Origin of the sequence: Chroococcidiopsis sp. SAG 2025 (assembly GCF_032860985.1) — a bacterium.
In the GTDB taxonomy this organism is placed as follows: Bacteria; Cyanobacteriota; Cyanobacteriia; order Cyanobacteriales; family Chroococcidiopsidaceae; genus Chroococcidiopsis.
The window spans coordinates 669,592-687,713 of the sequence record NZ_JAOCNC010000001.1 but is presented as its reverse complement, the minus strand read 5'-3'; the positions used below and the strand labels follow the sequence as shown (position 1 = coordinate 687,713).

The 18,122-nt window shown below is 43.0% G+C and carries 14 protein-coding genes; 7 read left to right on the top strand and 7 right to left on the bottom strand.

Features of this window, described 5'->3' with window-relative positions:
• Nucleotides 1-168: 168 nt before the first annotated feature.
• Entirely contained in the window at nt 169-2,055 is a 1,887-nt protein-coding gene (gene ftsH2, locus N4J56_RS03345; protein ID WP_317105146.1) for an ATP-dependent zinc metalloprotease FtsH2, read from the top strand.
• 877 nt (nt 2,056-2,932) lie between these two features.
• Here ftsH2 and N4J56_RS03340 read toward each other — a convergent pair.
• On the bottom strand, nt 2,933-3,139 hold the full coding sequence (locus N4J56_RS03340; RefSeq protein ID WP_317105145.1) for a hypothetical protein: 207 nt from the start codon (nt 3,137-3,139) through the stop codon (nt 2,933-2,935).
• Between the two features lie 127 nt (nt 3,140-3,266).
• Between N4J56_RS03340 and N4J56_RS03335 the strand changes: the two genes are divergently transcribed.
• Nucleotides 3,267-3,650: a hypothetical protein gene (locus N4J56_RS03335; protein WP_317105144.1), complete on the top strand. Its 384-nt coding sequence runs from the start codon at nt 3,267-3,269 to the stop codon at nt 3,648-3,650.
• A 309-nt stretch (nt 3,651-3,959) separates the two neighbouring features.
• On the opposite strand, the gene N4J56_RS03330 is transcribed toward N4J56_RS03335, so the two are convergent.
• Nucleotides 3,960-5,384 carry a sensor histidine kinase gene (locus N4J56_RS03330; protein ID WP_317105143.1) on the bottom strand — a complete coding sequence of 475 codons (1,425 nt, stop codon included), beginning with the start codon at nt 5,382-5,384 and terminating at the stop codon, nt 3,960-3,962.
• Between the two features lie 184 nt (nt 5,385-5,568).
• Entirely contained in the window at nt 5,569-5,976 is a 408-nt protein-coding gene (locus tag N4J56_RS03325; RefSeq protein ID WP_317105142.1) for a serine hydrolase domain-containing protein, read from the bottom strand.
• 157 nt (nt 5,977-6,133) lie between these two features.
• Between N4J56_RS03325 and N4J56_RS03320 the strand changes: the two genes are divergently transcribed.
• Entirely contained in the window at nt 6,134-7,270 is a 1,137-nt protein-coding gene (locus N4J56_RS03320; protein ID WP_410500401.1) for an IS4 family transposase, read from the top strand.
• 257 nt (nt 7,271-7,527) lie between these two features.
• Here N4J56_RS03320 and treY read toward each other — a convergent pair whose 3' ends face one another.
• Entirely contained in the window at nt 7,528-10,323 is a 2,796-nt protein-coding gene (treY, locus tag N4J56_RS03315) for a malto-oligosyltrehalose synthase (RefSeq protein WP_317105141.1), read from the bottom strand.
• A gap of 69 nt (nt 10,324-10,392) precedes the next feature.
• Between treY and N4J56_RS03310 the strand changes: the two genes are divergently transcribed.
• Entirely contained in the window at nt 10,393-10,524 is a 132-nt protein-coding gene (locus N4J56_RS03310) for a hypothetical protein (protein ID WP_317105140.1), read from the top strand.
• A gap of 127 nt (nt 10,525-10,651) precedes the next feature.
• Here N4J56_RS03310 and treZ read toward each other — a convergent pair whose 3' ends face one another.
• The 3 genes from treZ to malQ all read right to left on the bottom strand — a co-directional run bounded on the left by treZ (nt 10,652) and on the right by malQ (nt 16,607).
• A complete protein-coding gene (treZ, locus tag N4J56_RS03305) occupies nt 10,652-12,499 on the bottom strand; it encodes a malto-oligosyltrehalose trehalohydrolase (protein WP_410500409.1) in 1,848 nt (615 codons plus the stop codon).
• Between the two features lie 224 nt (nt 12,500-12,723).
• On the bottom strand, nt 12,724-14,853 hold the full coding sequence (glgX, locus tag N4J56_RS03300; RefSeq protein ID WP_317105138.1) for a glycogen debranching protein GlgX: 2,130 nt from the start codon (nt 14,851-14,853) through the stop codon (nt 12,724-12,726).
• A gap of 248 nt (nt 14,854-15,101) precedes the next feature.
• Nucleotides 15,102-16,607 (bottom strand): 4-alpha-glucanotransferase, encoded by a 1,506-nt coding sequence (malQ, locus tag N4J56_RS03295; protein ID WP_317105137.1) that lies wholly within the window; start codon nt 16,605-16,607, stop codon nt 15,102-15,104.
• Nucleotides 16,608-16,845: 238 nt separating this feature from the next.
• On the opposite strand from malQ, the gene N4J56_RS03290 reads away from it, so the two are divergent.
• The 3 genes from N4J56_RS03290 to N4J56_RS03280 are packed head-to-tail and all read left to right on the top strand — an operon-like array spanning nt 16,846 to nt 18,095.
• Nucleotides 16,846-17,466 (top strand): transposase, encoded by a 621-nt coding sequence (locus N4J56_RS03290; protein ID WP_317105136.1) that lies wholly within the window; start codon nt 16,846-16,848, stop codon nt 17,464-17,466.
• The gene (locus tag N4J56_RS03285; RefSeq protein ID WP_317105135.1) at nt 17,421-17,912 is read left to right on the top strand and encodes a hypothetical protein; all 492 of its coding nucleotides are present in this window, start codon (nt 17,421-17,423) and stop codon (nt 17,910-17,912) included. The genes N4J56_RS03290 and N4J56_RS03285 overlap by 46 nt, the downstream gene beginning before the upstream one ends.
• A 9-nt stretch (nt 17,913-17,921) precedes the next feature.
• Complete coding sequence (locus N4J56_RS03280) at nt 17,922-18,095, top strand: hypothetical protein (RefSeq protein WP_317105134.1); 174 nt, start codon at nt 17,922-17,924, stop codon at nt 18,093-18,095.
• The last annotated feature ends 27 nt before the right edge of the window (nt 18,096-18,122 follow it).

Genomic DNA, 18,122 nt, shown 5'->3' with positions numbered 1-18,122 from the left:
TTGATTAAGATAGTAATCAAACTGCTATCAGTATCTTCATACACTAGAAGATTTACTGATTGAAAGAAAAGTTAACAATATCTGTTTAAGGACTATCGTTTACGGGATAAAAGCGCCCGCCTGTAGTCAAACTGATTTGTTGTATCTACACCTAGAGGCAACTAACTGATGAAATTTTCTTGGAGAGTCCTAGTACTGTGGACACTGCCTGCACTCGTGATAGGCTTTTTCTTCTGGCAGGGGGCATTTGCTGGCGCTCCTGCTGATATGAGTAAGAACGCCGCCAGTACTCGAATGACTTACGGTCGTTTTCTAGAATATTTAGATGCTGGTCGCGTCAGTAGTGTAGACCTATATGAAGGCGGACGGACGGCAATTGTAGAGGCAGTCGATCCAGAACTGGACAATCGCGTTCAAAGGCTGCGGGTAGACTTACCATACAGCGCTCCCGAACTGATTGCTAAACTCAGAGCTGGAAATGTAAGCTTTGATTCTCACCCGATGCGAAATGACGGGGCAATTTGGGGTTTACTGGGTAATCTGATTTTCCCCGTGCTGTTGATTGGTGGGCTGTTCTTCTTATTCCGTCGCTCTAGTAATATTCCGGGTGGACCAGGGCAAGCACTTAACTTTGGTAAATCCCGTGCTAGATTCCAGATGGAAGCCAAGACGGGCATAAAATTTGATGACGTAGCGGGAATTGACGAAGCCAAAGAGGAATTACAAGAAGTCGTGACTTTCCTCAAACAGCCAGAACGCTTCACTGCTGTTGGCGCACGCATACCCAAAGGCGTACTGTTAGTAGGACCCCCAGGAACAGGGAAAACTTTGTTAGCAAAAGCGATCGCTGGGGAAGCAGGAGTCCCATTTTTCAGTATCTCCGGTAGCGAATTCGTCGAAATGTTTGTCGGTGTAGGTGCATCGCGGGTACGGGATTTATTTAAGAAAGCCAAAGACAACGCTCCTTGTTTGATCTTCATTGATGAAATTGATGCGGTAGGCAGACAAAGAGGTGCGGGAATTGGTGGTGGAAACGATGAGAGAGAGCAAACTCTCAACCAGTTACTCACAGAAATGGACGGGTTTGAAGGCAATACGGGAATCATCATCATTGCTGCTACCAACCGTCCTGACGTACTCGATGCGGCATTATTACGTCCCGGTCGATTCGATCGCCAAGTTACAGTCGATGCACCGGATATCAAAGGTCGCTTGGAGATTCTCAAAGTCCACGCTAGAAACAAGAAACTTGCTGACACTGTATCGTTAGAAGCAATTTCTCGTCGCACTCCTGGCTTTACAGGAGCAGATTTAGCTAACTTGCTGAACGAAGCAGCGATTTTAACAGCTAGACGGCGCAAAGATGCGATTACCCTGCTAGAAATTGACGACGCTGTAGACCGCGTTGTGGCAGGGATGGAAGGCACACCGTTGGTAGATAGTAAGAGCAAGCGGTTGATTGCCTATCATGAAATCGGACATGCTTTAATCGGTACGCTGATTAAAGACCACGATCCGGTACAGAAAGTCACGCTAGTACCGCGCGGACAAGCTCAAGGTTTGACTTGGTTTACTCCTAGCGAAGAACAAGGATTGATCTCGCGATCGCAGCTCAAAGCTAGAATTAGCGGTGCTTTGGGTGGTAGAGCTGCTGAAGATATTATCTTTGGTACGGCAGAAGTAACCACTGGTGCGGGTAACGACTTGCAACAGGTGACGGGAATGGCGCGGCAGATGGTGACAAAATTCGGGATGTCAGAGTTGGGTCCCCTGGCGTTGGATAGCCAAAATTCAGAGGTGTTTTTGGGTCGTGACTTGATGACTCGTTCCGATTACTCAGACGCGATCGCTTCTCGCATCGATGCTCAGGTTCGCGTTATTGTCGAAGAGTGCTATGAGTTGGCGAAGAAACTTATCCGTGACAATCGTACGGTTACGGATCGTTTAGTCGATTTGTTGATCGAGAAAGAAACCATCGACGGCGAAGAGTTTCGTCAGATTGTGGCTGAATATACCGACGTACCAGAAAAACAGCAGTACGTACCGACTTTATAAAGTCGTCAGACTAGTTACTTAAATTTTTGTAATTTAGGAGGGGATGGAAACTACCATCCCCATTTTTATAATTTTGATAAAAACGCATAATTATATTTGGAATATATTTGGATGCAAAAATGAAAGATTCAATATCTAAGCGAACTGCAAGACGTGGCAGAATTTTTCCAGAACACAACTGGTCTGAGGAAAAAAAAAAAAAGCTCAATATAACCTTGAAAAAGAAGCATTTTATCAACGTTGTCGAGTAATTTTTGAGCGAGCCAGTGCTGAATCGAGCGGCGATCGCTACAATTGGTACATCGTTATTGAGCCAGATAGCGGTGATTATTTCGTCGATCCTGATGAAGAAGTAGCAGCAAACAAAGCTCGTCAGAAGCACCCTGATGTTTGAATAGGTGTTTTCCGTCTCAACGAGACTGGAGCCTGCGGCAAAATATGATTCTCTAGGATAAAGACAGAATATACTTAAATTCTAATGTTTCAAAAAGTAGAAGAAACTTATGGGTATGCCATGTGAAGTGAACAGTATTTTGAAGTTAAATCCGTCTCAGGGGTATCCAGAAACATTATTGGTTGGTTCTCAACACCAAGCAAATAAGGAAGGCTATAGAATTATCCCAGTTGATGTTCCTATACTTTGAGTAGATCGAAACTGGAATGTTTATGCTGATGTTATAATTCATAGACTGATTTGGGAGAAAGGCTACACAGTTGTAGCTTTTGAGATTAGCAGAATTTATGAAAAAAGTTTCAAAATCAAGGAATAAATTTTTATACTATAGAAAAATAATGAGCTATGAAATAAATTATCAATGGCGTAGATTTAGACCGCTCCAATTAATAGCTTTTGTAATTTCTACTGTTTCAATAGTCGTTATAAACTTTGCTGAAGCCAGAGATTTTTTTGAAGCACTAATGCTATCCTTCCAAAGCAATTAAATTTATTTAATGATTCAGCATTTGTAGTTGTAATATCAATTATATTAATTTTAGCACCAATTTTTATAACTTTTATTATTGAGCTGAAGGTAAAGTTAAAGGAAGCTGGCGACTTATTTGAAGTAACTAATAATGTTGTCATTCCGTTCATTGAAAACGATTTACAAAAGCTTCAAGAAGTCATTAGAAGACAACTAAGGTCAAATAGAAGAATTCGTTTATCCGTTTTCCTACCTGTTAGAAAAAGCTTTTTAAGCTGGCGTTTACAAATGGTATGCAAAACACAAAACATAGATTCTAGAGAGCTAGAAGCTTCGTTCTGTCTAAACGAGGGAGCATTGGGATATACCTTTTTAAGAGCAAAACAATATCACGTAGAATTTGTAGATGTATCTAATCCTAATAACCTACCATGCACATATATACCGCTTAGTCAAGATAACCAAAGTTTAATAGCAGGGGATATTAAGGGAGTTATTGTAGTAGCTGCTTTCCAAGAAAACTCAATTGCTGGATTTCTTGCTATTGATACAGACAATATAATAGATTTACGAAAGCTTAGGGATAACGATGTACACAGCGTAGCACTAAGCTGGATAATTGATAGAAGAAAAGTTATTAGAACACTTTGGAGAATGAAAAATAATGTATAGGAGAGTTTCGGATATTCCTTTAAAAAACTTCGTACTTGAAGATACCAGAAAAGATGGTAGCGCCGAAACATTTGTATACAGAGAGGTGACACACGAGAGTAGAAGAGGATTGTGGTCTTCATTTCTCAGACCTACTATCCTTTCTAGTAACAAACTCAAGCACAAATATAATATGAGAATTACTAAGAAATCTATGTAAGGCTTTCATATCGTTACTGGATACTAACACTCTCAAATAAAATGAGTACGAACACATGGAGATGTGATATGTCGCGTCTCCATGTGTTTATGTCTCTATACGTTTACAACTCATGATGTTTGAATCGGTAAACGTACTCGAAAGCAGGTGTCTCCAGGCTTTGAGGTGAAATTGATATCGCCGTGGTGCTTGCCTACAATAATCCGATACGTGACATCCAAACCTAGTCCTGTGCCTTGTCCTACGCCTTTGGTAGTGAAAAATGGCTCGAAAATCCGGGGTTGAATGTTGGAGGGAATGCCCGATCCGTTGTCGGCGATCTCGACTACGATGTGGTCGTGTTCTTGCCAAGTCCGCAGCCAAATCTTACCTTGTCCCTGCATGGCATCGATCGCATTATCAATTAAATTCGTCCACACTTGATTTAATGCCCCACCATACCCCATAATGCGAGGTAGATTGGGATCGTAGTCGCGGCTCACATTCACGCCGCGTTTGAGTTTGTGACTCAAAATTGTCACAGTGCTTTCTAGTCCTTGATGTACGTCTACGTCTTGTAGAGGGGCGCGATCCATGTAAGAGTAATCTTTAATTGCCTGTACTAACTGAGAAATGCGATCGGCACAGCGATCGATCTCTTCAATTGCCCCAACACCTGTAAGGGATGCACTTAACCAAGCGATCGCCCCAGATAGGGCATCGGTAGGTATTTTCTGGACGATGCTTTCTAGCCAAGTTGAATCTAACCCAGTTCCAACTAAAATGGGGGCGAGTTGCCAACTATTTTCTACTTGGTGGGTTGTCAGCCACTCAGCTATTTCATCCTCGCGATCGCTTTGTGTCAGGGGATCGAGGGCAGAGATATTTTGCGCCCGTTGCACCGCCTCGCACTGCATATCAATCAAAAAGCCGAGTTGTTCGTTTGTCATCTGCTGCTTCAGCTTTAAAGTGAAGCAGGGTATATCTTGCCAAAGTTCGTGTAAGTGTTTGGCACTGCGTCTGACGGCGGCGGCGGGATTATTCATTTCATGGGCGAGTCCAGCGGCTAACGTTCCTAAAGCAGCTAACTTTTCCCGTTGCTGTGCTATTGTTTGTACCGTTTGCATTCGCTGCGCCATCGTGCTGAGAATGGAGGCAGTGACGCAGGAACAAGTAGATAGTAAGCGCCAAAATGCGTCCTTCGGTAATTCAAAAATACGCGATCGCTTAATAGAAATTCCACTCGCCCAATAGGTATCTTGTCCCATTAATACGGGTAATTCGCCAAACAGGGTTTGCGTGTCGTAGGTAGCTAAAACGAGTTGCTGATTTCCGACTTGCTGAGTAATCCGAATTTCTCCTTCTAGCAAGATAAAAACATGGTCGGCTGGATCTCCTTCTTGACGGTGAACTTCTCCTGCTTCCCGCCATACTTCTTGTCCGCGATCGCACAACCACTGCAATTCTGTTTCTGGTAGTTTGGTAAATAGCGGTACTTGGCGGAGTGCGTCTTTTATATTGAGTCGTTGGCGTGGAGGATTTTGAATGTTGGTCATGATTATCCTTGTTGATAAGTCAAAAGTGATAGGGGCGGGTTTTTTACCCAGAGTTTGGTTCAAAAACGAGTTAGTTGGTGGTTAAACCCGCCCGTACAGGTGTCAAAGGTCAAAATAGAATTTTTTGGAAATTTTGAACGCGGATGAACGCGGATGAATATTGAGTCTTTATCGTAGATTTAGTTTAGAGCGGTGGTTGTAGAGGTATTTTGGCGAGATGAGGGATAAATTGTTCGGCTATGGATTTGGCGATCGCGTCTGGTCTTGCTATATTTTCTAAGTTACACAGCAAAATTACTGTAACTTTGTCATCAATAAAGCGCGTTATGTTGGTGGCAAACCCTTTTATCGAGCCGTTGTGACCGACAACTTTTCGATCTGAGTAGTTAGGTATATGCCAACCTAACCCATTGGTAAAACCGTATTTTTCTCGTTCGTTTCCTTTGTTTGATTCATGCGATCGCCACATCTGCTCTAGAATAGATTTTTTGAGAATTTGTTCGCTACAAAGTGCGGCTTCCCATTTCACCATATCTGCTACAGATGATACCCAACCACCAGCAGAATAAGTATTTGATGGGCTATAGTACACTACGGTTCAGTTAAGGCTCAAAGTGTTGTAAATTAAGCATTGTTCCCAAGAATGGAAAGTGAGTGTAGTGCATCTGAAGGATTTCTCATTGTTGTCTCCTACGATACAAAGTAGTGATGTGTTCAAAGCGATAGAGGCAGCCATCCCATCCACGGAGATCGAGCAAGCGATCGCTAAAACTAAAGTTTGTGAACAACGTAAACGCTCGTTACCAGCACAATTGGTAATTTGTTTGGTAATTGCGATGAGTCTGTGGTCACGAGATTCGATGAGAGATGTGCTGAAAAACTTAATTGATGGGCTGAGCGAAGCATGGGTGAAAGTGGGGAAATACTGGCGAGTTTTTTGTAAATCAGCAATAACGCAAGCCCGACAACGATTAAGTCCAAGGGTGATGAGTCAATTGTTCCATCAACTGGTGCGACCAATGGCTAGCACCGATACCAAAGGAGCATTTCTCAATGGATTGCGAATTGTGGTAATTGATCGGACTTGCTTCGATCTGCCAGACAGCGATGAAAATGCGAGAGTTTTTGGTCGTCCGAGCAGCCGTCCTGGCACACAAGCCGCATTTCCCAAACTGCGATTAGTCATTTTGGTAGAAGCAGGAACACATTTAATCTTTGATGCATTGATGTGTCCATATCGAATAGGAGAACGAGTGCGGGCATTAAGATTATTACGCTCCGTGAGTTCAGGGATGTTGTTGATGTGGGACAGAGGGTTACATTCTTATGCAATGGTGCAAGCAACTGTCACAACTGGTAGCGATTATTTAGGAAGAATTCCCGCAAATGTCAAGTTTTTGTGCGAAGAACCACTGGCGGATGGTTCTTATCTGAGTTGGATTTATCCACCTGCTAAATTCCGCTCAAAAGCTTGCCAGCCCATACAAGTCCGAGTGATTGAATACACAATTGGTAATACCGACAACCCAGAGGAACAACTAAGATATCGCTTAATTACCAGCTTATTGGAATTGGAGAAATTTCCGGCTCAACTACTGGCGATTGAATATCATCAACGCTGGGAAGTAGAAAATACTATTGATGAACTCAAAGTACATTTATCAGGACGAAAAACTCATATTCGCTCTCAAAAACCGCGTGAAGTTGTGCAGGAAGTTTACGGGTGGTTGTTAGGACACTGGGCTGTGCGGTTATTGATGTTTCAAGCTGCAAAGAGCGCGGGTATCACTCCTTTGCGTCTGAGTTTCACTGGGACATTGCGAGTTATTCGTCGTGCTATCCCGAAATTTCAACGCTTGCAATCACAAGAACTCCCCTTTTTTTAAGTTGGTTAACTGTAGAGATTTTAGACACTCTGTTACCTGAACGAGTTTCTCGTACCAATCCCAGAGTTGTAAAAAAACCTGTATCCAAGTTTCGCTCAAAAAAGCCAAGACATCGAGCCACCCCCTCCCGAACCAATCCTCCTATTTTCTTTATCCTCAGCACAGCGTAGCCTTAAATGAACCGTATTGACTTTTCCCCCTTTTTTAAGGGGGTTAGGGGGGATCTAATCCTAAAGTTCCCCCCTAAAGAACGAAAGTTATTTTCGTCCAATTAACAGTGCTACGGGAAACTCTTTCAACGTGTCAGCAAGTAGCAATTTTCCATCAGTTTGAATATTTTGATGAGTAATTGTGTCCTCCCACTTTGAAGCTATTTCGGCAGGTAGTTGAATATAAGTATCTTGCCAAATTTCGCCAAATGGATACTCACCTGGTTGAATTAAACTCGTTAAGAAACGAGGGGCGACCGCCATAGCTGTTGTATTTTCAAAACTGCGTGCAAAAGCCACGATATTTTCTTTGTACTTGCCGCTGATTTCTAGAGGTTGATATTCTCCTTTTTGAAAAACATCTAGATATTGCGTTCTCGCTTTCAAGACTTGATGAGTCAGAAATAACTTAATTCTGCCATCTTCCTTTGTAGCTAGCAGATCGGAAATTAGAGCAGAAATATTCGTGCTAATTTTCTCTTTGATTTCCGACAAATAAGAGTTTCTCTGCTCGAAATCAACTGGACGACGATTATCTGGATCGACTAAGCTTAAATCCCATAGTTCCGTTCCTTGGTAAAAGTCAGGAACCCCAGGAGAAACTGATTTTAACAGAGTTTGGGATAAGGAATTAAAAATACCGTAGCAAGAAACCTTCTTTTGAAATGGGAGAAACTCTTTCAGAAATTGATTGTTTTCTGATTGATTCAATACTGCTTCGACAAAACTAGTGCAAGCATCTTCATAAGTCTGATTTTGCCGCAGCCAAGCAGTGTAGACTTTAGCTTCGCGAATTGCCTTCAGCATATATTCTTTCACGCGATCGCTAAAGCCATCTACTTCTCTATCTAAAAATGGATATGCCCCTACTAAAGTTTGATAAAATGCGTACTCATCGTTGCGATCGGGAAAAATTGAGTTTTTATGTTGCGTTTTATAAGAACGATTTAATTCCATCCAACTACGAACTTGTTGCTGCCATTCATCAGGAATTTCTGACAGAACGTTAATTCTCGCTCTCACATCTTCACCCCGTTTGGTATCGTGGGTTGAAGTTGCACTCATAGCATGACTCCATGTTTGATTTCGATGTTGGTTAAAGCTATGAAACTCAGCTAAATCCATCCCAAAATGATCTGGTTCGCCACCTACTTCATTTAAAGAAAGCAAGCGGTAATAGACATATAAAGCTGTATCTTCTACTCCTTTTGCCATCAGCGGTCCCGTATATTGTTGCATTCGCATGACAAAATATAACCACTGGTCTTTCTCAGCTTGCGTCAGAGTGGGTTCGTATTCTAGTAAAAGTAATTTTTCGATAAAGTTCAACTCATTTTGTAATAGAGGCGTGCCATCTTTTGCAGCTTGAATGACTGCTTGAATATACTGTCGATCCTGCTCAGAAATTCCGGCAGCATTGATGTAAGTACAATAGATCGGGAAACGGGTAAGAACTTCTGCGATCGCACGTTTTAAGCCATTGAGAGTAAAATCATTACCATAACGATATCTACCCGCAATTTTCTTTAGCAAGACACTCAAGTTATCAATATCACCTGCTAGATTTTTATCGATGATTAAATGCTTTTTCTCGGCTACAACACCAGGAAAACTCGTGATAAATCCGGTTAGATTTCGATAAATTTCGTCAAACTTATCTCGATTTGCTTTTTTACAGAAAAGTCCATTCACATAGTTTAGATAATCGTAGCCAGAAGTCCCCTGGATTTGCCAGTAATTAGGTATGTCTTCCCCAATCTGCAAAATCTTCTCGACGGTGATATAAGTATCACCTACTTTTTCCCGCAGTCTTTCTAAGTATTGAGTTGGATCGTAAAGACCATCGATGTGATCGATTCTTAAACCTGTAAACTTGCCTTCGTTAACTAATTTTGCAATGAGTTCGTGAGTAGCGTTGAAGACTTTGAGTTCTTCTACTTTGACTGAGATTAATTCGTTGACTGTAAAAAATCTGCGATAATTAATTTCTTCCGCACCTACTTTCCAGTAAGAAAGTCGAAAGAACTGTTCTGAAAGTAACTTATCTAAAAGATTAAAACTTTCAGTATTTCCTGGTTCGCCGTTAAAGACCTTAATATTATCATCGATAAAAGCTTTTACTTCAGGATTGCTTTCATACAGTTCCCAAAGCAAGCCTCTAACAAATTCTGTCTGATCTTGTCTTCTTTGTTTACCGACAACATCAGCAGAGATATTCTTGAGAATGTAGAGAATTGCTAGAAGTTTAACAAAATCTGGATGTCTTCTACCTAGAGTTCTAGCTAATTTACCTAAATTGTAGGTCAAGAAAGTCGCATATGATTCTAGTTTTAACGGCAAGCTTAGACTGTAATAGTTGACAGTCAAACCGCTTTGTTCGTACTTGAGTTGAATTTCTCCATTCTCTAACGATTCTCCATAAAAATTTCCTAGCATCGGTGCTAAGATTGGTTCTTTATTATCAGTGAAAGGAGCATTCCAAGCAATGTCAAAATATTCTACATAGGCTGAATCAGGTCCATTTTCTAAAACATCCATTAACCATACATTTTGACTGTCATAAGCCATGTGGTTAGGGACGATATCTTGCAACCAACCTAATTGATGCTGTTGAATTTCAGCAATCAAAGCATCAAAATCTGCTTCAGTTCCTAGTTCGGGATTGAGTTGAGTTGGATCGACAACATCGTAACCGTGAGTACTACCCGTTCTAGCTTTAAATATCGGTGAAGCATAGAGATCGGAAACTCCCAAAGCTGCTAGATACGCGGTAATTTTTTTCGCATCTGCAAATTTAAATTCCGAGTTAAATTGAATGCGGTAAGTAGCTGTGGGAATGCGCATATAACTAGGGAGTAGGGAGTAGGGAGTTGGGATAAGCAATTTGTACGGGCGGGTTTTGAGCAATAGTTTATGGCTAAGACTGTTAATCTATCTACTAAACCCGCCCGTACAGGGATAAGCAATTTGTACGGGCGGGTTTTGAGCAATAGTTTACGGCTAAGACTGTTAATCTATCTACTAAACCCGCCCGTACAGGGATAAGCAATTTGTACGGGCGGGTTTTGACCAAAGATTTACAGATGCAGTTGTCAATTCATGTGCTAAACTCGCCCGTACTCCAAGTCAAAAGTCAAAAATTACACAAATGACAAATGACAAATAACCAAATTTATTTGTTTTCGTACAGTACAAAGTTGTACGATCGCAGTTTTATTTCTTCGCCCGACTTGATTTTTTCTGGGGCGATACTACCAGAACCTTGCCATTTTTCATCGGCGGAATCGAGAATTTTTCGCCAATTATTTTGGCTGAATTCTGGTGCGAAGCTAACATCATTTTGGCTAAAGTTCATCAAACAAAGAATTTGGCTATTGTCACTCCATCGCCGCCACCAGACAATTTTTTGTTGTTCGTCTGCACCTGCTTCTATACTATTTCTTTCTTTTTCAATTAAAGCAGGAACAGTAGTACGAAGTTGAATTAATTTTTGATACCAAGACCAGACAACTTGGTGTTTACCTTCTTGGCGTTTTTCCCAGTTCATCTTACACTTGAGAAAAGTTTGAGAAGATTCTGGATCGGGTGGGTCTCCTACAGCGTGGAAGGCAGCAAATTCTTGCTTTCTTCCTTCACGTACTGCTTTAATTAAATCTGGGTCAGAGTGGCTGACAAAGTATGTAAAAGGTGCTTCTTCGGCATACTCTTCACCCATGAATAGCAGAGGAATATAAGGTGAAAGAATTACCGCTCCAGCAGCTAGTTTGAGAGCATCAAAAGAGATGAGTTTTGGTAGTCTTTCCCCTAACAACTGATTGCCAATTTGATCGTGGTTTTGAATGCAAACGACAAATTGAGATAGATCGGTGCGATCGCGTGCAGAATTGCCATGAAATCTCTGGCGATGGGGTGCATATTTCCAGTCATAGACAAATGTATCGCGATAGGCTTTTGCTAAGTCTTCGCATTTCCCAAAGTCTTGATAATAACCGTCACTATCACCTGTTAATAATGCATGTAAAGCATGGTGAAAATCATCGCTCCACTGAGCATCAAGCTCGTATCCACCTACTTCTTTGGGACGAATGATTTTTGGATCGTTTAAATCGCTTTCAGCAATTAAGTAATACTTTCTCCCTTGTTGTTCGGAAAATTCTCGAACTTTTTCGGCTAATTCCGCTAAAAAGTGTTTTGCACCCAGATCGTAAATCGCGTGAACTGCATCTAATCGCAAACCATCGATATGAAATTCTCGCAGCCAATAAAGGGCATTTTCGATAAAAAAGTGGCGCACGTCGTGACTGTGGGCATCATCAAAATTAATGGCGCTGCCCCAAGGAGTGCGGTAGGTTTGAGTAAAATAAGGAGCAAAATTGCTGGTGTAATTACCTTCAGGTCCAAAATGGTTGTACACCACATCGAGAATCACCGAAATTCCCTGTTGATGACAAGCTGCAACTAATTGCTTTAACTCTTCGGGAGTACCGTAAGAATTTTGCACGGCAAACGGGTAAACCCCATCGTAGCCCCAGTTACGATAGGCACAGCTACCATCTGGGGGTATATTGCCAGAAAACTGCGCGATCGGCATAATTTCGATCGCGTTGACTCCCAACTCTTTCAAATCTGCCAAACGGGGAATAATTGCGGTAAAAGTCCCTTCTGGGGTAAACGTACCGACATGTAATTCATAAACAATCATCGCGTCTAGCGGTACGCCAGCCCAATCGCTATCATCCCAAGTAAATTCATGGCTTATCACTTGAGAAGGCTTATGTACGCCATGCGGTTGAAAAGAGGAAGCAGGATCGGGGCGAGTTTCGCCACCATTTAATTCCAGAAGATATTGCGTACCTGGAGGGATATTATCGGCTACAACTTTCCAGTAGCCATCTTCCTGTTGCATCGGCAAAAAGCGTTCTTCAGGGGAGACAATTTGAACGCCCAGTGACTCGATATTCGGTCCCCACACGATAAATTCACAGCGATCGCCGCCTAAATAGTTAGCACCAATTTTCATAAATTTGTCATTTGTCATTTGTCATTGGCGAGACTCGTAGGGGCGGGTTTAGCAAAAGATTCACTGGTTTTGACAATAAATCTACGCTCAAAACCCGCCCGTACAGGGGTCGTAGGGCAGAAGTTCACTAGGAAAAGAGATTTCGGGTGAACCTGCCCGTACAAGGGCAAGAAGCAAGGATTTTGTATTTCTAGTAACTGGTAACTGGTCACTAGTCACTGTTCTTAAACCATCTGACGCAGCAGGACGAGCGATCGCGCTGTAACTGGAACGGTGCGATCGCCTGTATAGATGCTTTCTTCTTGAATAAAACGCGGTTCTTTGGTGTCAATAACTAATGCCCACTGGTGATCTTGCATTCCCTGTGGCAAGTTGAATTCAAGAGTTTCGTAGTGGGCGTTGAAGAACATGAGAAAGCTATCGTCGCTGATGCGTTGACCTTGTTTCCCAGGACTGGGAATCATGTTTCCATTTAAGAACACGCCCATTGATTTTGCGTATCCGATTTCCCACTGTTCCTGATCCATCTCGCTACCGTCAGGATTGAACCACATGATATCGCTGACACCAGAACCGTGAATCGCTTGACCTTGGAACCACTTACGGCGACGAAATACAGGATGTTGGCGGCGGAAATAGATCAACTCGCGAGTAAAATCTAATAAATCTGTATTTCCTTCCACTAAGTCCCAATTAAACCAAGAAATTTCGCTGTCTTGGCAGTAACCGTTATTGTTTCCACTCTGCGTCCGTCCCATTTCATCACCCCCAAGCAGCATGGGGATACCTTGGGACAGCATCAGAGTCACGAGGAAGTTCCGGCGCTGACGTTCCCGTAACCGCAAAACTTCTGGGTCGTCTGTCTCGCCTTCCGCGCCGCAGTTCCAAGACCGATTGTGACTTTCTCCATCGCGACTTTCTTCGCCGTTAGCTTCGTTGTGTTTCTCGTTATAACTGACGAGATCGTTGAGTGTAAAACCATCGTGGGCGGTGATGAAGTTAATGCTAGCATTCGGTCGCCGTCCGTTTTCTTGATAGTACAAGTCAGGGCTACCCGTCAGCCGATAGGCGAATTCTCCTAGAGTACTGTCTACACCGCGCCAGAAGTCCCGCGCCGTGTCGCGATATTTGCCGTTCCACTCCGACCAGAGAACGGGGAAGTTACCAACTTGATAACCACCCGTACCGATGTCCCAAGGTTCAGCAATTAATTTTACGTCGGCGATCGTCGGATCTTGGTGAATGATATCGAAAAATGCTGACAGTCGATCTACTTCGTACAGTTCTCTTGCCAAGGCTGAAGCTAGATCGAAGCGGAAGCCATCGACGTGCATTTCTGTCACCCAGTAGCGCAGGCTATCCATGATCATCTTCAAAACTTGGGCGTGGCGCACGTTGAGGGAGTTACCGCAACCTGTAAAGTCCATGTAGTATCGCGGATCGCCGTCTACCAATCGGTAATAATTGGCGTTGTCAATTCCCCGCATTGATAGAGTGGGACCCATGTGATTGCCTTCACCCGTGTGGTTGTATACCACGTCTAGAATGACTTCAATTCCAGCACGGTGCAGGGCTTTAACCATTTCCTTGAACTCCGTCACCTGCTCGCCTAAAGTGCCACTAGAGCTGTATTCGGAGTGAGGCGCGAAATAATTGATCGAATCGTAGCCCCAGTAATTTCTCAACCCTTTATCCGCCAAATGTCCTGGGACGGAGAGGAAGTGATGTACGGGCATCAACTCAACGGCGGAGATTCCCAAACGTTGCAAATGCTCGATCGCCGCTGGGTGTGCCATTCCTGCATAAGTCCCGCGTAGTTCTTCGGGAATATCGGGGTGTAGCTTAGTAAAACCCTTGACGTGAGTTTCGTAGATAATCGTTTCGTTCCAAGGGGTACGCAAGAGTTTATCGTCTTCCCAGTCGAAACTTTGATCGACAACGACCGATTTCGGCATTAACGGGGCGCTATCCAAATCGGAAAACGATAAATCGGCTTCTTCAGACTCCCAAGAGTAACCATATAGTTCTGGACCATTGCCAACTTCCCCGGCGATCGCTTTTGTGTATGGATCGATCAGCAGTTTATTGGGGTTAAAGCGATGTCCTTCTTGGGGTGCGTATGGTCCATGCACTCTATACCCGTACCGTTGACCTGGACCTATACCTGGTATGTAGCCGTGCCAAACAAAGTTACTGACTTCTGTTAGCTGTATGCGGGTTTCTTGGTCGTCTCTGTCAAACAAGCACAATTCTACACCTGTAGCGTTTTCAGAAAATAAAGTGAAGTTCGTGCCTTTGCCGTCCCAACAGGAACCCAAAGGATAGACATTGCCTGGCCAGAGTGCAACATACATAGGTTTGACTGTTTGTCAAGTATTAAGTAGTGAATGACTGATGACAGTAGGAATTTAACTAAAAGTTCTTCCTACTTTTGGGAGAGTCTCTCTCAACACAGTACCGATTCCGAATTAGCTTGACTATCTATCCTAAGCAGGAATCAGTTGTCAGCGATCGGTTACTAGTGTCTAGTAGCTGGTGACTAGAATTGCTCTCTTGTCTCCCTTATCCCCCAACTCCCGACTCTCGACTCCCGACTTCCTGATTAGCGGCTATAAATTTGTGTCATTTCCAACAGGCGATCGCATAGTTGAGGTGTTAGCATTTCGGAACTTTCGTAACGCCAACGCCAGTTGCCTGCATTGACGCTGGGATCGTTCATGCGGGCGCGATCGTCCAAGCCTAAAATGTCTTGTAGGGGTAGAATGGCTAAGTCTGCAACTGAGGCTAATGCCAATTGGATAAATTCCCAATTAATTTCTGTTATTTCTGCCGCAGATTCGTCACCCAAATATTTCGCGACAAATTGCTTTTCTTTGTCGCTAGCTTTGTTCCACCAACCGATCGCTGTATCGTTGTCGTGAGTACCGGGATAAACGACGCTGTTATGGACATAATTGTGGGGTAAATAGGCATTACTTGAGTCGTCTCCAAAGGCAAATTGCAGAATTCTCATGCCTGGAAATTGAAAGCGATCGCGCAATTCTTCGACTTCTGGGGTAATAATGCCTAAATCTTCTGCCATAATTGGCAAACTTCCCAAGGCGTTACCTAAAGTTTCAAAAAATTCTACTCCTGGGGCTTTAATCCACTCGCCATTAATTGCAGTCTCTTCGCCTGCTGGAACTTGCCAGTATGCTTCAAAACCGCGAAAATGATCGACGCGGACGATATCGACATATTCTAATGTGGCCTGAAAGCGTTGAATCCACCAAGCAAAGTTTGTTTGTTGCAATTTCTCCCAGTTATAGACAGGATTTCCCCATAATTGTCCCGTAGCACTAAAATAATCTGGGGGAACGCCAGCGATATATGTAGGTTCAAAAGTTTGGGGATCTAATTTAAATATTTCTGGACTCGACCAGACGTCAGAACTGTTGTGACAAACATAAATTGAAATATCACCCACAATTTGAATATTTTTGCCGTTGGCGTATTTTCGTAGTTGTTTCCACTGCTCGAAAAATTTGAATTGAACGAAATTATGATAAGCGATACTATCTTTTAAAGAATCTCTTGCTGCTTGCAACGCATCTGGCTCTCGACGCGCGATCGCTCGTTCCCAATTATTCCAGCTTTTCCCTTCGTTGACCTCTAATAATGACATAAAAAGTACGTAGTCATCGAGCCAGTAAGATTGAGATTGACAAAATTGTGCGTATTCTGAGTTTTGATGAGTATTAGCTTGTTGAAAGTTTTCAAAAGCGATTTTAAGAAATTTAATTTTATGCGGAATGACGCGATCGAAGTTGACTCGATTCATATCCACATTTTCTAATGGACTAAGTTCTTCTTTCTTCAACAATCCTTCTTCTGCTAGCGTATCGAGACTAATTAATAATGGATTGCCAGCAAAAGTGCTGAAATTCATGATATATGGAGAATGCTCGTATCCCGTGGGTCCCAAAGGCAAAACTTGCCACAATTTTTGTCCGCTACTGGCGAGAAAATCGATAAATTCGTAAGCTGATTTTCCTAAATCGCCAATTCCATATGGGCTGGGAAGACAGGTAGGATGCAATAAAACACCGCTAGCACGTTGGAATGTCATAAGGATATTTCAGGTGAACCAGGATAGAAGATATCGCGTTATTGATAGTTTTTCATGCTGCTAGGGGTAGAAAATGAAGTAGAAGCGGGTTTAGCAGATAGGTCAACCATCGTCACTAAAAATCTTCATCTAAAACCCGCTCAATTGCACCATCCCAGGTACAGTTGGTAGTGCGATCGCGAGTAGCCTACACAATTGGGGAATTCTAAATAGATGTAGATATTAGGTTTCTCCCCTTGTGAAATACGATCCGACCAAACACAATCGCCATTCAATTCGGTTGCAGAATTATGATTATTCCACTGCTGGCGCTTACTTTATCACTATATGTATCCATCAACGAAAATGCCTATTTGGAGAAATTTCTGAGGGAGTTATGCAACTGAGCCAATTGGGTCAAGTTGCGCGATCGCACTGGATGAATTTGCCTAGAAATCATTTAAACCTATATCTAGATGCTTTTGTGGTCATGCCAAATCATCTGCACGGGATTTTAATTCTTCATGGCGATCGCTTTGGCAGGGCGGGTTTCGATCGAACATCTGCGACTACAACCGAAATTTTATCTGCTAAACCCGCCCCTACAGAAATACCGGGTGTAGAATCTACCTGGGAAAATAATCGAAATCATGCCAAATATCACGCTTTGCCGGAAATTATTCGCGGATTCAAAACATTTTCTGCCCGTCAAATTAATAAAATCCGACGAGTATCAAAAATCCCAGTTTGGCAACGCAATTATTACGAACATATTATCCGCAACGAAGAATCATTAGAGCGAATTCGCCAATATATCGATCGCAATCCCATGTCATGGTTCATGGATCGATTGCACCCAGGCAATCCCAACCACCTGTAGGGGCGGGTTTAGCAAATATGTCAACAACCTCAATCAAAATTTTCATCCAAAACCCGCCCCACCGCGCTATCCCAGGTACGGTTCGCATTTGGCATTATCGCAAGGGCGGGTTTGACAAATCGATTTTTCGTTGTGGTAACGAATTTGCGGGCAAAACCCACCCCTACAGGAATTTCATCGATCGCGGGTACGGATTTGCGATCGCCATCCACGCCAAACACCATTCCAAGGAATGTAGGGGCGGGTTTAGCAAATATGTCAACAACCTCAATCAAAAATTTTCATCCAAAACCCGCCCCACCGCGCTATCCCAGGTACGGTTCGCATTTGGCATTATCGCAAGGGCGGGTTTGACAAATCGATTTTTCGTTGTGGTAACGAATTTGCGGGCAAAACCCACCCCTACAGGAATTACATTGGTGGTTGGGCGGGTTTGGCACATGTAGATTTTTGTTGTGGTAACGAATTTACGGGCAAAACCCACCCCTACAGACATATCGTTGGGGTTAGGGCGGGTTTGGCATATAGATTTTGATTGCGATCCCAATCCTCGCTCAAAACCCGCCCCTACACAAAACCCGCCCCTACGAAAAACTTCCCTCTCTGGGTACTTGTGGAAATCGCGCTAGACTCAATAACTTGAAACAGTGGTTTTG

What these genes read in the sequence shown, in the direction of transcription:
- ftsH2 (WP_317105146.1), top strand. Translation starts at nt 169, where the DNA reads ATGAAATTTTCTTGGAGAGTCCTAGTACTGTGGACACTGCCTGCACTC.
- N4J56_RS03340 (WP_317105145.1), bottom strand. Translation starts at nt 3,139, where the DNA reads ATGACAACATTATTAGTTACTTCAAATAAGTCGCCAGCTTCCTTTAAC.
- N4J56_RS03335 (WP_317105144.1), top strand. Translation starts at nt 3,267, where the DNA reads ATGGTATGCAAAACACAAAACATAGATTCTAGAGAGCTAGAAGCTTCG.
- N4J56_RS03330 (WP_317105143.1), bottom strand. Translation starts at nt 5,384, where the DNA reads ATGACCAACATTCAAAATCCTCCACGCCAACGACTCAATATAAAAGAC.
- treY (WP_317105141.1), bottom strand. Translation starts at nt 10,323, where the DNA reads ATGCGCATTCCCACAGCTACTTACCGCATTCAATTTAACTCGGAATTT.
- N4J56_RS03310 (WP_317105140.1), top strand. Translation starts at nt 10,393, where the DNA reads ATGGCTAAGACTGTTAATCTATCTACTAAACCCGCCCGTACAGGGATA.
- treZ (WP_410500409.1), bottom strand. Translation starts at nt 12,499, where the DNA reads ATGAAAATTGGTGCTAACTATTTAGGCGGCGATCGCTGTGAATTTATC.
- glgX (WP_317105138.1), bottom strand. Translation starts at nt 14,853, where the DNA reads ATGTATGTTGCACTCTGGCCAGGCAATGTCTATCCTTTGGGTTCCTGT.
- malQ (WP_317105137.1), bottom strand. Translation starts at nt 16,607, where the DNA reads ATGACATTCCAACGTGCTAGCGGTGTTTTATTGCATCCTACCTGTCTT.
- N4J56_RS03285 (WP_317105135.1), top strand. Translation starts at nt 17,421, where the DNA reads ATGGTTCATGGATCGATTGCACCCAGGCAATCCCAACCACCTGTAGGG.